The organism is Devosia ginsengisoli (assembly GCF_007859655.1).
Taxonomy (GTDB): domain Bacteria; phylum Pseudomonadota; class Alphaproteobacteria; order Rhizobiales; family Devosiaceae; genus Devosia; species Devosia ginsengisoli.
In genome coordinates this window covers 2,586,989-2,600,908 of record NZ_CP042304.1, presented here as the reverse complement: position 1 = coordinate 2,600,908, position 13,920 = coordinate 2,586,989, and the positions used below count along the sequence as shown (strand labels likewise).

At 63.9% G+C, this 13,920-nt stretch carries 9 protein-coding genes; 2 read left to right on the top strand and 7 right to left on the bottom strand.

The window, feature by feature from the left end:
* Positions 1–46: 46 nt before the first annotated feature.
* On the top strand, positions 47–1,204 hold the full coding sequence (locus FPZ08_RS12690) for an SGNH/GDSL hydrolase family protein (protein ID WP_146290361.1): 1,158 nt from the start codon (positions 47–49) through the stop codon (positions 1,202–1,204).
* Between the two features lie 193 nt (positions 1,205–1,397).
* Here FPZ08_RS12690 and hpt read toward each other — a convergent pair whose 3' ends face one another.
* From hpt to FPZ08_RS12655, 7 genes are all read right to left on the bottom strand, one after another.
* Positions 1,398–1,937 (bottom strand): hypoxanthine phosphoribosyltransferase, encoded by a 540-nt coding sequence (gene hpt, locus FPZ08_RS12685; protein ID WP_146290360.1) that lies wholly within the window; start codon positions 1,935–1,937, stop codon positions 1,398–1,400.
* 161 nt (positions 1,938–2,098) lie between these two features.
* Positions 2,099–3,526 (bottom strand): glutamate synthase subunit beta, encoded by a 1,428-nt coding sequence (locus FPZ08_RS12680; protein WP_146290359.1) that lies wholly within the window; start codon positions 3,524–3,526, stop codon positions 2,099–2,101.
* A gap of 165 nt (positions 3,527–3,691) precedes the next feature.
* Positions 3,692–8,437 (bottom strand): glutamate synthase large subunit, encoded by a 4,746-nt coding sequence (gltB, locus tag FPZ08_RS12675; RefSeq protein WP_146290358.1) that lies wholly within the window; start codon positions 8,435–8,437, stop codon positions 3,692–3,694.
* A gap of 595 nt (positions 8,438–9,032) precedes the next feature.
* Positions 9,033–9,632, bottom strand: coding sequence for a class I SAM-dependent methyltransferase (locus tag FPZ08_RS12670; RefSeq protein ID WP_146290357.1), 600 nt, complete (start codon positions 9,630–9,632; stop codon positions 9,033–9,035).
* A gap of 62 nt (positions 9,633–9,694) precedes the next feature.
* Positions 9,695–10,753 carry a hypothetical protein gene (locus FPZ08_RS12665; RefSeq protein WP_146290356.1) on the bottom strand — a complete coding sequence of 353 codons (1,059 nt, stop codon included), beginning with the start codon at positions 10,751–10,753 and terminating at the stop codon, positions 9,695–9,697.
* A 317-nt stretch (positions 10,754–11,070) separates the two neighbouring features.
* Positions 11,071–11,544, bottom strand: coding sequence for a DNA starvation/stationary phase protection protein Dps (dps, locus tag FPZ08_RS12660; RefSeq protein WP_146290355.1), 474 nt, complete (start codon positions 11,542–11,544; stop codon positions 11,071–11,073).
* A gap of 267 nt (positions 11,545–11,811) precedes the next feature.
* On the bottom strand, positions 11,812–12,270 hold the full coding sequence (locus tag FPZ08_RS12655) for an Hsp20 family protein (RefSeq protein ID WP_146290354.1): 459 nt from the start codon (positions 12,268–12,270) through the stop codon (positions 11,812–11,814).
* Between the two features lie 523 nt (positions 12,271–12,793).
* Between FPZ08_RS12655 and FPZ08_RS12650 the strand changes: the two genes are divergently transcribed.
* Positions 12,794–13,768 carry an alpha/beta fold hydrolase gene (locus FPZ08_RS12650; protein ID WP_186766979.1) on the top strand — a complete coding sequence of 325 codons (975 nt, stop codon included), beginning with the start codon at positions 12,794–12,796 and terminating at the stop codon, positions 13,766–13,768.
* The last annotated feature ends 152 nt before the right edge of the window (positions 13,769–13,920 follow it).

Here is a 13,920-nt window from a genome sequence, read left to right as displayed (position 1 = left end):
GGGGACGCCGATGGCGTTGCCTTAGCGGTTTTGCTAGAGGGTTGGAATGATCCGCCTCGTGGTTGCATTGCTGGTCGGCATGCTCGTCTTCATCGACGTGGCGCCGGTTTTTGCCCAGAGCGACGGCACGATCATCGTGGCGCAGGAGCAGCGGCGGCGGACACTGTTCGATCTGCTGTTCGGCGAACCGGAACCGGCGCCAGCCCCGGTGCAGCAGGCGCCGCGCCCGGCAGCGGCTGCCCCTGCTGCGGCCTTGCCGCCGCCCAAGCCGCAGGTGGAAAAGGCGGCCGACGCCACGCGGCTGGCCGTGTTCGGGGATTCGCTGGCTATCGACCTCAGCAAGGCGTTGGAGCGGTTCTACGCGGAAGACCCCAACCTGGTCGTGGTCAATCAGGGCGTCAGCTCGTCGGGCTTCGTGCGGTTCGACTATTTCGACTGGGACAAGGCGATTACCGAGCAGATCGCGGCTGATAGTTTCGACCTGGCGGTGGTGATCATCGGCATCAATGACCGGCAGGAGATCACAACGGGTGGGGGGAGCTTTGCGCCACTGAGCGAGCAATGGACTGCCGCCTATCAGGGCCGGATTACCGATTTTCTCGGCAAGCTGCGGGCGGCGCGCAAGCCTGTTATCTGGGTGGGACTGCCGCCGATGTCCAAGAGCGAATATTCGGCCGCGATCAGCCAGATCAGCAATATCCAGCGGCTCGCCAGCTTCTCGGGCGGCGCGGAGTTCCTTGATATCTATGAGAGATTTCTGGGCGAGGACGGCAAATATTCGTCCTATGGGCCTGACGTGAACGGGCAGAATGCCCGCATGCGTAAGGATGACGGCATCCACTTTTCCTCGGCCGGTTCGGACAAGCTGGCCTTCTATCTGAGCCAGACCATCAGGGCGTTCTATCGTGGCGGCGGGGTGACCATGGCGGTGGCCGATCCGCTGCTGGGCACCGATGCGGCGGCGATGTTGCGGCCGCCCTATCAGGGCCTGGGGGCGGCTCGGCTGCTGGAAGTGGCAGGCGCCGTGATCCCGATCAGCCGGGTGCCGGCGCGGGCCACCGACCTGGTGACGGCGGCGAGTGTGCCAGCCACGGCGCCCTTCACACTCGAGCAACTGGTGACGGCGCCGGTGGGGCGGGTCGATGCGTTCGGCGTGGGGGTCGATCCGGCGGCCGGTGCGGCGGAGAATGACGGCGGACGTTGATCCGCGTCGGACGCCATTATGCCGCTGCCATTGCCGGTGGGGATAAGTTTTTTGCTTCTCGCTCAATTTCCGGTTCACCCTCGGCCTTGACCCAAGGGGCCTGCACTTGCGGAGAGAGCGGTAAGTGAAGAGCCTCGGGTCAAGCCCGAGGGTGACGGCTGGTGGGCGTGACAACTACCTCATGCGACCGGGTTCAATCGGTGAAGCGGACGGCGCCGATATGGGGGAGGTTGCGGTTGCGCTGGGCGTAGTCGATGCCGTAGCCGACGACGAATTTGTCGGGGATGTCGAAGCCGACCCAGCGGGCGGTGACGTCGGTTTCGCGGCGGCTCGGCTTGTTGAGCAAGGCGCAGACTTCCATGCGACGGGGATGGCGGGTCTCGAGGATTTCGAGGACGTGCTTGAGGGTGTAGCCGGTATCGACGATGTCTTCGACGACAAGCACGTCGCGGCCGGCGATCTCGCCGCGCAGGTCCTTGAGAATGCGCACTTCCCGGCTGGATTCGGTGGAATTTCCGTAAGAGGAGGCTTCGAGGAAATCGACCTCGACCGGCAGGTCGAGCTCGCGCACCAGGTCGGCGATGAAGATGAAGGAGCCCCGCAACAGGCCGACGACGACCAGCTTGTCGGTATCGGCATAATGGGCGGAAATCTCGCGGGCGAGAGCTTCAACGCGGGCGGCGATGGCCTTGGCCGAGATCAGTTCATCGACGGTGTAAGGCTTCTGGGTCATGCGCGATTCCGGTTAGCAGAGGGGTCGAATACGCTAACAGACTGTTAGCATCGACGGGGCGGAAGCGTGAATGATTCCTGCGGGGGATACCCCCTCCTAACCTCCCCCTGATAGGGGGAGGGATCCGTGCGGTAGTCGTGGCGCGATCGTGCCCTGCGTTCCTAGCGCGGCAGGTCGGTCTTGCCCATCAGGTCGTAGTCGATGGAGCGGGCGGCCTGGCGGCCTTCGCGGATGGCCCAGACGACGAGGGACTGGCCGCGGCGCATGTCGCCAGCGGCGTAGACCTTGGGGACCGTGGTCTTGTAGCTCATCGTATCGGCAAAGAGATTGCCGCGCTTGTCGAACTGGGCGCCCAGCTCGGTCAGCATGCCCTCGTGGATGGGATGGGCGAAGCCGATGGCGAGGAGGACGATGTCGGCCTTGATGATGAATTCGGTGCCGGGAATGGGCTGGCGCTTGCGGTCGACGCGGGCGCATTCGACGCCGGTAACCTGACCCTTGGCATTGCCGATGATCTTCATCGTGCCGGCGGCGAATTCGCGGATGGCCCCCTCGGCTTGCGAGGAAGACGTCCGCATCTTGACCGCCCAGTTGGGCCAGTTGGTCAGCTTGTTTTCCAGTTCGGGCGGCATGGGGCGCACGTCGAGCTGGGTGACGGCGATGGCGCCCTGGCGGAAGCTGGTGCCGACGCAGTCGCTGGCAGTATCGCCGCCGCCGACCACGACGACATGCTTGCCGGCTGCGGTGAGCTGAACTTCGTTCGACACATCCTCGCCGCCGCTGCGGCGGTTCTGCTGCACGAGGAAGGGCATGGCGAAGTGGACGCCATTGAGCTCGGTGCCTTCGGACTCCACGTCCCGCGGCTTTTCCGAGCCGCCGCAGAGCAGGACGGCGTCGTGCCGGGACTGCAGGTCGGAGAGCGGGCGGGTGACGCCGATATTTTCGTTAAAGTGGAAGGTGACGCCTTCGGCTTCCATCTGGGTGACGCGGAAGTCGATATGCTCCTTTTCCATCTTGAAGTCCGGAATGCCGTAGCGCATCAGGCCGCCGGCCCGGGGCTCGCGCTCATAGACATGGACGTCATGGCCGGCGCGGGCGAGCTGCTGGGCAGCGGCCATGCCTGCGGGGCCGGAGCCGATAATGGCGACGGACTTGCCAGTCTTGTCGGCTGATATTTGCGGCTTGATCCAGCCATTGCGAATGGCGCGGTCGGCAATGGCCTGTTCCACCGTCTTGATGGCGACGGGCTCGTCTTCCAGGTTCAGCGTGCAGGCTTCCTCGCAGGGGGCGGGGCAGATGCGGCCGGTGAATTCGGGGAAGTTGTTGGTGGAGTGGAGGTTCCGCGCAGCCTCCTCCCAGTCGCCGTTATAGACGAGGTCGTTCCAGTCCGGGATCTGGTTGTTGACCGGGCAACCGGTATCGCCGTGGCAGAAGGGCACGCCGCAATCCATGCAGCGCGCTGCCTGATCGATGATGCGGCCTTCGCTCATCGGAATGGTGAATTCGCCGAAATGGCGGATGCGGTCGGAGGCCGGCTCATAGCGGGGCTCTTCGCGCTCGATTTCGAGAAAGCCTGTTACCTTACCCATGGCTTTGCTCCCTGGAATTGGTGTCGTTGGTACGGTGGGTGGGAGTTACCCCCTCCCTAGCTGCGCTACGGCCCTGCGGGCCTAACTGCGCTACCCTCCCCTCAAGGGGGAGGGTGGGCGTGGTGGAAGTGGCAAGGTGGTGCCACCGAGTGCTGCGGGTCATCATCATTCCGCAGCCGCCATGCCCATGCCGGATGCCCGCTTCTTTTCCATCTCCTTGATGGCGCGGCGGTATTCGACCGGCATCACCTTGACGAATTTGGGGCGCATCTCGACCCAGTGGTCGAGGATGAACTTGGCGCGGTCCGAGCCGGTATAGTGCAGGTGGTTGGAGATGAGTTGGTGCAGGCGCTCGTCGTCGTGCTTGGTCATGTCGCCGGAGATATCGACCCGGCCATGCCATTCGAGGTCTCCGCCGTGATGGTGGAGCTGCTGCATGAGCGCTTCTTCCTCGGCGACGGGTTCGAGATCGACCATGGCCAGGTTGCAGCGCTGGCGGAAGGTTTCGTCTTCGTCGAGGACGTAGGCGACGCCGCCGGACATGCCGGCGGCAAAGTTGCGGCCGGTGGGGCCGATGACGACGACGACACCGCCGGTCATGTATTCGCAGCCGTGATCGCCGGTGCCTTCGACAACGGCGATGGCGCCGGAATTGCGCACGGCGAAGCGCTCGCCGGCGATGCCGCGGAAGTAGCATTCGCCCGATATGGCGCCGTAGAGCACGGTATTGCCGACGATGATGGACTTGGAGGGTTCGAAGCTCACCTTGTCGGAGGGACGCACGACGATGCGGCCGCCGCTGAGGCCTTTGCCGACATAGTCGTTGGCGTCGCCCACCATGTCGATGGAAATGCCGCGGGCGAGGAAGGCACCGAAGGCCTGGCCGGCCGTGCCAGTCAGCTTGATCGAGATCGTGTCCTCGGGCAGGCCCTCATGGCCATACGCCTTGGCCACGGCGCCGGACAGCATGGCACCGGTTGAGCGGTCGCGGCTGCGGATGGGCAGCTCGATCTGCACGGGCTGGCCGCGCGTCAAGGCGGGCTCGGCCAGGGTGATCAGCTGGCGATCGAGCACGGCTTCGAGGTGATGGTCCTGGCTCTCGGAGTGATAGAGCGTGTCGCCGCCAAGTGCTTCGGGCTTGTGGAAGAGCTTGGTGAAGTCGATGCCTTCGCTCTTCCAATATTCGGCGAGGTGCTTCTGGTCGAGCAGGTCCGAGCGGCCGATGAGGTCGCGCAGGTTGCGGGCACCCATAGATGCCATGAGGCCGCGCAGCTCTTCGGCGATGAAGAAGAAGTAGTTGATGACGTGCTCGGGCGTGCCCTTGAAGCGCTTGCGCAAAACCGGGTCCTGGGTGGCGACGCCAACCGGGCAGGTGTTGAGGTGGCACTTGCGCATCATGATGCAGCCGGCCGCGATCAGCGGTGCGGTGGAGAAGCCGAATTCGTCGGCGCCGAGCAGGGCGCCGATCAGCACGTCACGGCCGGTCTTGAGGCCGCCATCGACCTGGAGGACGACGCGCGAGCGCAGGCGGTTCAGCACCAGGGTCTGGTGGGTTTCGGCCAGGCCGATTTCCCAGGGGCCGCCGGCATGCTTGAGCGAGGTCAGGGGCGAAGCGCCCGTGCCGCCATCATAGCCGGAGACGGTGATGTGATCGGCGCGGGCCTTGGCCACGCCTGCCGCAACCGTGCCGACGCCGACTTCGGACACCAGCTTGACCGAGATATCGGCCTGCTCATTGACGTTCTTGAGGTCGTAGATGAGCTGGGCGAGGTCTTCGATGGAATAGATGTCGTGATGCGGCGGTGGGCTGATCAGGCCCACGCCGGGCGTGGAATGGCGCGTCTTGGCGACGATCCAGTCGACCTTGTGGCCGGGCAATTGGCCGCCCTCGCCGGGCTTGGCACCCTGCGCGACCTTGATCTGGAGCTGGTCCGCATTGACCAGATATTCGGTGGTGACGCCGAAGCGGCCGGAGGCGATCTGCTTGATGGCCGAGCGCATGGGATTGCGCGAGCCATCGGGCAGGGGCTTGTAACGATCGGGCTCCTCGCCGCCCTCGCCGGTGTTGGACTTGCCGCCAATGCGGTTCATCGCCTGGGCGAGGGTGGTGTGGGCTTCGCGCGAAATCGAGCCGAAGCTCATGGCGCCGGTGACGAAGCGGCGGACGATGTCGACCGCCGGCTCGACTTCCTCGATCGGCACGGGCTCGCCGAGGGGGCGGATGTCGAAGAGGTTGCGGATGGCCAGATAGCCGTTTTCGCCGGAATTCACCCGGGCGGCGAAGCTGTTGTAGCGGTCCTGCGCGGTTTCGGCATTTTCGGCCTTGGTGCGTACGGCATGCTGGAGATCGGCCACGGCATCGGGGCTCCAGGCGTGCTTTTCGCCGCGGATGCGATAGGCATATTCCCCACCCACATCGAGCGCCTTGCGCAAGACGGCGTCGTCGCCGAAGGCCAAAGCATGGCGGCGCACGGTTTCCTGGGACACTTCCTTGAGGCCGACGCCCTCGATGGTGGTGGCAGTGCCGAAGAAGTACTTGTTGACGAATTCCGTGCTGAGGCCAACGGCGTCGAAAATCTGGGCGCCGCAATAGGACTGGTAGGTCGAGATGCCCATCTTGGACATGACCTTGAGCAGGCCCTTGCCGACCGACTTGATGTAGCGATGCACGACTTCGGACGCATCCACCTCGTCGGGGAATTCGCCCTCGGCATGGAGCGCGGAGAGCACTTCGAAGGCCAGGTAGGGATTGACGGCTTCGGCGCCATAGCCGGCCAGCATGGCGAAATGGTGCATTTCGCGGGCTTCGCCGGTTTCCATGACCAGGCCCGTCGAGGTGCGCAGACCCTTGCGGATCAGGTGGTGATGCACGGCGGCCAGCGCCAGCAGGGTCGGGATATCCAGCCGGTCAGCGGCGATGCGCCGGTCGGACAGGATGATGATGTTGTATTCGCCCCGGACGGCCGCCTCGGCCTCCTGGCAGATGGCATCGATGGCCGCTTCCATGCCTGCCGCACCCATATCGGCGGGGTAGGTGATGTCGATGGTCCTGGTCTTGAACTGGTTGTCCGCCATGTCACCGATGGCGCGGATCTTTTCGAGATCCTCGTTGGTGAGAATGGGCTGGCGCACTTCGAGGCGCTTTTCGCGGGAGACGCCTTCGAGATCGAAGATGTTGGGGCGCGGGCCGATGAAGCTGACTAGGCTCATGACCGATTCCTCGCGGATCGGGTCGATGGGCGGATTGGTGACCTGGGCGAAGTTCTGCTTGAAATAGGTGTAGAGGAGCTTGGACTTCTGGCTCAGGGCGGAAATGGGCGTATCGGTGCCCATGGAGCCGACGGCTTCCTGGCCGGTCGTGGCCATGGGCGTCATCAGCAGCTTGATGTCTTCCTGGGTATAGCCGAAGGCCTGCATGCGATCGAGCAGCGCATCCGTGGGCTCGGGGGCCTTGGGCGGCACGGCCGGCAGGTCTTCGAGCACGATCTGGCTGCGGGCGAGCCATTCGGCATAGGGGTTACTGGTGGCGAGGGTCCGCTTGATCTCCTCGTCGGAGATGATGCGGCCTTCTTCGAGGTCGAGCAGCAGCATGCGGCCGGGCTGCAGGCGCCAGCGCTCGACAATGTCCTCGTCGGGAATGTCGAGCACGCCGGATTCCGAGGCGAGGACGACGTGGCCTTCCTTGGTCACGAGGTAACGGGCGGGGCGCAGGCCGTTGCGGTCAAGCGTGGCGACGACATAGCGGCCGTCCGACAGCGACATGGCGGCGGGGCCGTCCCACGGCTCCATCAGGGCAGCGTGATATTCGTAGAAGGCGCGGCGCTGCTCATCCATCAGCGGATTGCCGGCCCAGGCTTCGGGGATCAGCATCATGGCCGCATGGGGCAGCGAATAGCCACCGCGCACGAGGAATTCGAGCGCGTTGTCGAAGCAGGCGGTGTCGGACTGGCCTTCATAGGAGATGGGCCAGATCTTGGTGATGTCGTCGCCGAACAGCGGCGAGGAGACCGAGGCCTGGCGGGCGGCCATCCAGTTAACGTTGCCGCGGATGGTGTTGATTTCACCATTGTGGGTGGTCATGCGGTAGGGATGGGCCAGCTTCCAGGAGGGGAAGGTGTTGGTCGAGAAGCGCTGGTGCACCAAAGCGATGGCGCTCTCGAAATCGGGGTCACCGAGATCGGGATAGAAGGGGCCGAGCTGGTAGGCCAGGAACATGCCCTTGTAGACGATGGTGCGGGCCGAGAGGGAGACGACATAGAAGCCGTTGTCGCTGTCGGATTCCGGGACGTCCCGATAGACGGTGTTGGAAATGACCTTGCGCGTGATGAGCAGGCGGCGCTCGAATTCGTCGAGCGTGAGGCCTTCGGGGCGGGCGATGACCATCTGCTCGATAACAGGCTGGGTGGCGATAACGCCTTCGCTCAGCTTGCTGTTATCGGTGGGCACGACGCGCTCGCCGAGCAGGGTCAGGCCTTCGCGCTCAAGGCAGGAACGGACCACCGCGGCCACGCGGTCGCGCAGGCCCGGCGTGTTGGGATAGAACAGTTGCGCCACGGCATAGTGGTGCTTTTCCGGCAAAGCGAAGGGCAGGACCTTCTTGAAAAAGGCATGCGGGGTCTGCACCAGGATGCCGGCGCCGTCGCCCATCAGCGGGTCGGCGCCCACGGCACCGCGGTGTTCGAGGTTCTCGAGGATTTCGAGACCCTTCTCGACCACTTCGTGGCTGGGCCTGTTCTTGATATTGGCGATCATGCCGATGCCGCAGGCATCGTGCTCGTTGGCCGGATCGTAGAGGCCCTGTGCGGCGGGACGGCCTGACGGGGCGACGCGGCGACCGTTCAGAATCAAGGTTTTGGCTGTGGCGGTCTTCGTCGTGACGGGGTTCTGGGATCCGTTCCGCGCGTGTGCCATGGCTTGTTCCTCACTCGTTGGGTCGTGCCCGTTGCCGGGCGCTGTCGCTATGTCGTGTGCATCCTGATGGTGCCGGCGTGCGGCGGGCTGGATGCGTTGGTTCCTCTGTGGGCGCATTGTTCAGGCGGGTCGTACTATACAGTACGGCTCGGAAGCGCAAACGCGTCCATGCGTGGGGAGTGGCGCTGCATCCAAATGGCCACTCGAAATTCGGACTATATTAGTCCCGCCTATCCGTTTCCGCTAATGGCATAGCGGGCCAGCCGGACCAGCGTGCGCGCTGGCCGCGGAGAGCGGGGCGACGCGTCAGATAGGACAGTCGTGCTGCCCTAACGCCGGCACATTTGCATAATTCAAAACTGCGAGCAAGCGCCAAAGCTGGACTTTGTGAAAAATCTATAGGAAAGGCGATATTTCGCTATAGGATTTGTAGGAGTTCTGGCGGTGAAATTGGCTACTTCGCTTAAAAAGCAGGCATTATGAATAGTTTTTGAGCAAAATCCCTATTTTGGGCGGGATTTCGATTGGTTTGCCTATTCTGGATTGAGGTGCGTGTAGGACTTTATGGGGAGTTGAGTCGTGAAAAAGCCCCGAGTCAGTCGCGGCGGGCGAGGAAGTGGTAGAGGTGCCAGTGCTTGGCGGTGCCGTTGAGGGTCTGGCTGTCGGGATCGTCTTCTTCGCGGAAGCTGAGCAGGGTCAGCGGGGCGAGGAGAGCTTCGGCGGCGGCGCGGGTGTGGAAGGTCATGCTCGGTGTGCCGGCCCAGTCGTCGCGGTCGCCGAAGAGCTGGCCGGTGAATAGGGCGCCGGGCTTCAGCGAAGCGAGCATGGCGGCAAAGACCCGGTCGAACTGGTCGGGCCGGATGAAGGGCAGGGCATATTGCGCGTTGAGTAGGTCATAGGTCGCTGGCGGAAAGGGGAAATCCTCGAAGCGGGAAATGACATAGCTGAAGCGGTCGGCGGGGAGCGTATCGGCGATCTGCTGCGCGATAGGTTCGCCATCGAGTGCAGTGACATGGGCGAAGCCAGCGCCGAGCAGGTGGATAGTGTCGTTGAGGGCGCCGGCACCGATATCGAGCGCGGCGTCGCGGCCGGATGCAAGGGTGACGGCCTCGACCAGCAGCGGCCGCGGCGGACGGCCGGCGGCGCGCTCGGCATATTTATACCAGCCTTCGAAATTGTCGGCGAACTTGGCCATGGCCGGGCTCCCTGGATGCCGAGCCAGCTTGGCGGATCGAGAGGGCGGGGGCAAGCCGTGGGTCAGGGCGTGACCACATCGACCTCGTTGCCCGCCATGTCATAAGCGACGCGGCCGCCGGTCCAGCCGTCGGACAGTTCGGCGCGCACTTCGACGACGAGGCGATCATCCTCCGGTGTCATGAACAGGACGGAGCGGGAGATGGTGTAGCGGAAGACGCTCATGCCGGGCATGCCCATGCGCTCGAGGGTGCGCTGTTCCAGGTCGGCTAGCCCGTCGGCATCGAGCGCGGCAATGTCGGACAGGGTGAAGGCCCGCTCCAGCGAGGCGGCGAAAGGGTTGGGCATGTTCATCATGGAGTCGTGGCGCGTTATGGAATCGGCGTTGACATAGATCTCGACGATCTGGCCGGGACTGCGCGGGTCTTCCATCTGCACCAGCGCCTTGCTGTCATCGATCAGGATTTCGGCATAGCGCGCATTGGGGCCGAATTCCGCGCCGAGGCGGGCCAGCGTGCCCGCTACGGTGGCGGGGGCGAGCCAGGGGCCGGCCTCGGCCTGCTGGGTGGCGGGCAGGAGGATATCGACGACCTGGGCATTGCCCGTCAGCAGGACCGAGCCCGCTTCACCACCGGGCTGGGCAAAATGCACTTCCCAGAGGGGAACGAGCTTCTTGCTGGTGCGGGTGGTCGGCATGGTGCCTTCGATCTCGGTGATCTGGGCTCCGGACAGGGCAAAAGCGGCGATGGCCGCGCGCTTGACCTGGGGCAGGCGATCGAGCGGCAGGTCGGCAAGGGGAAAGGGCCTGGTGTCGCCCATGCCCAGGGCGGCGAAATTGGGCATGCTCATGCCAGGGCGCACGCTGGCGCCGTCCCAGGAATAATCGGTGGTCTGTTCGGGATCGGCGGCGTGATCGGCGGTGATGGAGATGCTGTCGGTATCGATGGTGATGTCGTGGACCAGGGCGGTGCCGAGCTCGTCGGCCAAGGCCTGCTGTGCATCAGCCATGGGCCAGGTATCGGTGGCGAGAAAATCGGCGGCGCGGGCGGCCGGCATGGCGGCGAGAATAGCGGCGGACAGAATGAGGCAGGCAGGGCGTAGGCGAGGAAGAGGCAAGGACATGGCAAGTCTCTCAGAGCGCGGATCGAATATAGCGCAAGACTGGGAGGGATGCACTGACTAGCGCGTGAACGGGACGTTCAGGTGGGTGAAAGAGGCTTTAGTTCTGTGCGCGTGAATCACCCCACTCTTCCCTTCTCCCCCTGTGGGAGAAGGTGCCCGAAGGGTGGATGAGGGGGCGCCAAGGGATTCGCAGACATTGAAGCATAGGGGGAGCGCAGACCCCCTCACCCGGAAATCCGCTGAACGCGGATTTCCACCCTCTCCCACGAGGGGAGAGGGTGGGCCGGTGGGTGCCATAGAAGTCCGAGATAACCGCGCTATTCGAGGTGGGACTTGATGAACCAGAGGTCCTTGTCGAGTTCGCGCGAGAAGGCGGTGAGGATGTCGGCGGCGTCGGCATCGCCGGCTTCGTCGGTGGCGTCGATATCTTCGCGGACCTGGTTGGCCAGGGTAGAAAAGCGGTCGGCCAGCGCGGCGAGATGGTCGGCGACCTTGCGGATATCGGTGGGGTAGGGGGCGAGGGCGGTTGCCTTGGCGACGACCTGGCTGGTGCCCAGGGCAATGCCGTCGAGCTGGGCCACGCGCTCGGCGATGGTGTCGACATGGGTGTCGATGGCCGTGCGCATGGGATCGAGCATTTCGTGCACGGCGATGAAATTGGGGCCCTTGAGGTTCCAATGCGCCTGCTTGGTGATGAGCGCCAGATCGATGGCATCGGCCAGCCGCGCATTCAGGATATCGATGACTGCCGATTTGGCATTGGATTTGAGGGCGATGGAGGGGGTTTTCATGGGGGGAGTCCTTTGACGCTGGTGGTCTGGGGACACAACTTGCGGGCTGGGTGGAGGTTCCGTTTGTGGGGCTGTTTGCTTGAAGGTGGGTACCCCCTCCTAGCCTCCCCCTGACAGGGGGAGGAATCCGGCCGGTGGATGTGGCGAGGTTGTGCCCCAAGCTCGATCTGCTCCTCCCCCTATCAGGGGGAGGTTGGGAGGGGGTATCCCAATAAAAAGGCGCAGTCCTTGCGGACTGCGCCCTCTATCGTGAAGGAGAAACCGGCCTTAGTTGACCGACTTGTCCTCGATGGTCGGCTGGGTGCCGGCGCTGATCTGGATGGAACGCGGCTTCTTGCTTTCGGGCAGTTCGCGCTTCAGTTCCAGGTGCAGCAAGCCGTTTTCGAGGCTGGCGCCCTGAACCTCGACATAGTCGGCAAGCTGGAAGCGCAGCTCGAAGGCGCGCTCGGCAATGCCGCGATGGAGGAATTCACGGGATTTGTCGCCGCTCTCGGCGGGCTTGGCGCCCTTCACGACCAGGTTGTTCTCCTTGGTCTCGATGGCGATGTCGCCATTGGCAAAGCCGGCGACGGCGATCGAGATGCGGTAGGCATCATCGCCGGTGCGCTCGATATTGTAGGGCGGGTAGGTTTTGGCTTCCTGCCCGACAAGGGTGTCGAGACGGTTGAAGACGCGGTCAAAGCCGACGGTCGAACGATAGAAGGGGGAAAAATCGATGGTCTGCATGGTCACATTCTCCTGTGAGCAACGTGGATGTCCCGGTGGTCTCGATCAGGGCTCCCTGTTGCAGGCGAGCTGACGATTGCGAGGTCGGGGTTCCCGGATAGTCCGGCGAACGATTGAAATATGGGGGGCGGATTTTGGGGTTCAAGGGTGCTGATTGCACTACGGCTGACCTAGTCCATCACAGATCGTCACCCTCGGGCTTGACCCGAGGGGTCTCTACTTGCGGAGCGCCGGGCAAGTGTAGAGCCCTCGGGTCAAGCCCGAGGGTGACGCGCGGTGGGTGTGGTGCGGACCCCTGCCAAAAGATGAACCGAATATGAACGGCGCAGTCCGGTCGAGTTCAGGCTGGGGCGGCTAGAAGGGGGCATGTGTTGAGGGAGACCTCGTCACAACCCCAATGCGGCCCATCACCCGCCCCCCGCATGGGCCGCAACAAGGAAGCCGGTATCTCGCAAGAGATGCCGGTTTTCCTTTTTTCAAGCTGTTTGGGCTAAGACAGGTCACCTCTTGCGCGGAAGTGCCCATGAACGCCGTCGTCAATCCCAATGGACCTGATCTCGTCAATATCCCGTCCAACCCCATGCCGGAGGGCGGGCGCGTGGGCTTTTTCAAGACGGCTGACAATGTGCAGCTGCGCTATGCGACCTGGCCGAAATCGGAGGGGGCGCATCGGGGGACGATCTGCCTGGTGCAGGGGCGCACCGAATTCATCGAGAAATATTTCGAGACCGTGGCCGATTTCCGCCGGCGCGGCTTTGCCGTGGCCACATTCGACTGGCGCGGGCAGGGCGGGTCGGACCGGCTGATCGGCAATCGCAAACTGGGCTATGTCGACCGGTTCGAGGATTACTGGACGGATTTGCGGAGCTTTCACGGGGAAATCCTGCTGCCGGACTGTCCGCCGCCCTATTATCTCGTGGGGCATTCCATGGGCGGGCTGGCGTCGCTCTTTGCCGGGATCAATGACCGGATGATGTTCGACCGGGTGTTTTTGTCGGCGCCCATGGTGGCGCTGGACCGGCAGCCATTGAGCATGAAGGGCATGGCGCGGGTCTGCGAGGCGCTGAGCTTTTTGGGGCTGGGGCAAATGCCGGTGGGGCGCAAGGCGGACAAGCCGGTGTCGGAAGCGAGCTTTCCGGGCAATCCGCTGACCGGGGACATGATCCGCTATATGCGCTCGGTGGATGTGGTCAGGGAACGGCCGGAGCTGGAAATCGGCGTGCCGACGGTGCGCTGGGCGGCCTCGGCTTTCGGGGCCATGGCCGAGGCGGCGGAGGACAATTTTCCCGCGCGCATCAACGTGCCGCTGCTGATGCTGGCGGCGGCGCGGGACGAGGTGGTGTCGGCACCGGCCATCGAGCAATTGGGCCTGCGCCTGCGCACCGGGCGGCACGTGGTGATCGCCGGGGCGCGGCATGAGCTGTTCATGGAAAGCGATGCGATCCGCGGGCAGGTGTTTGCGGCGTTCGATGCGTTTATTACGGAACAAAGTGCTTAGGGGCACGCCCTCGTGGTTCGAGGCTCGCGAAGAGCTCGCACCTCACCATGAGGGCTATTGGCTCTCGATGTCATCCCCGCGAAAGCGGGGATCCATCCTGAGATGGCTCGGCCTTGTGCGGTGGTCGCTCGATCCACCTTGCGGCGGCGGGG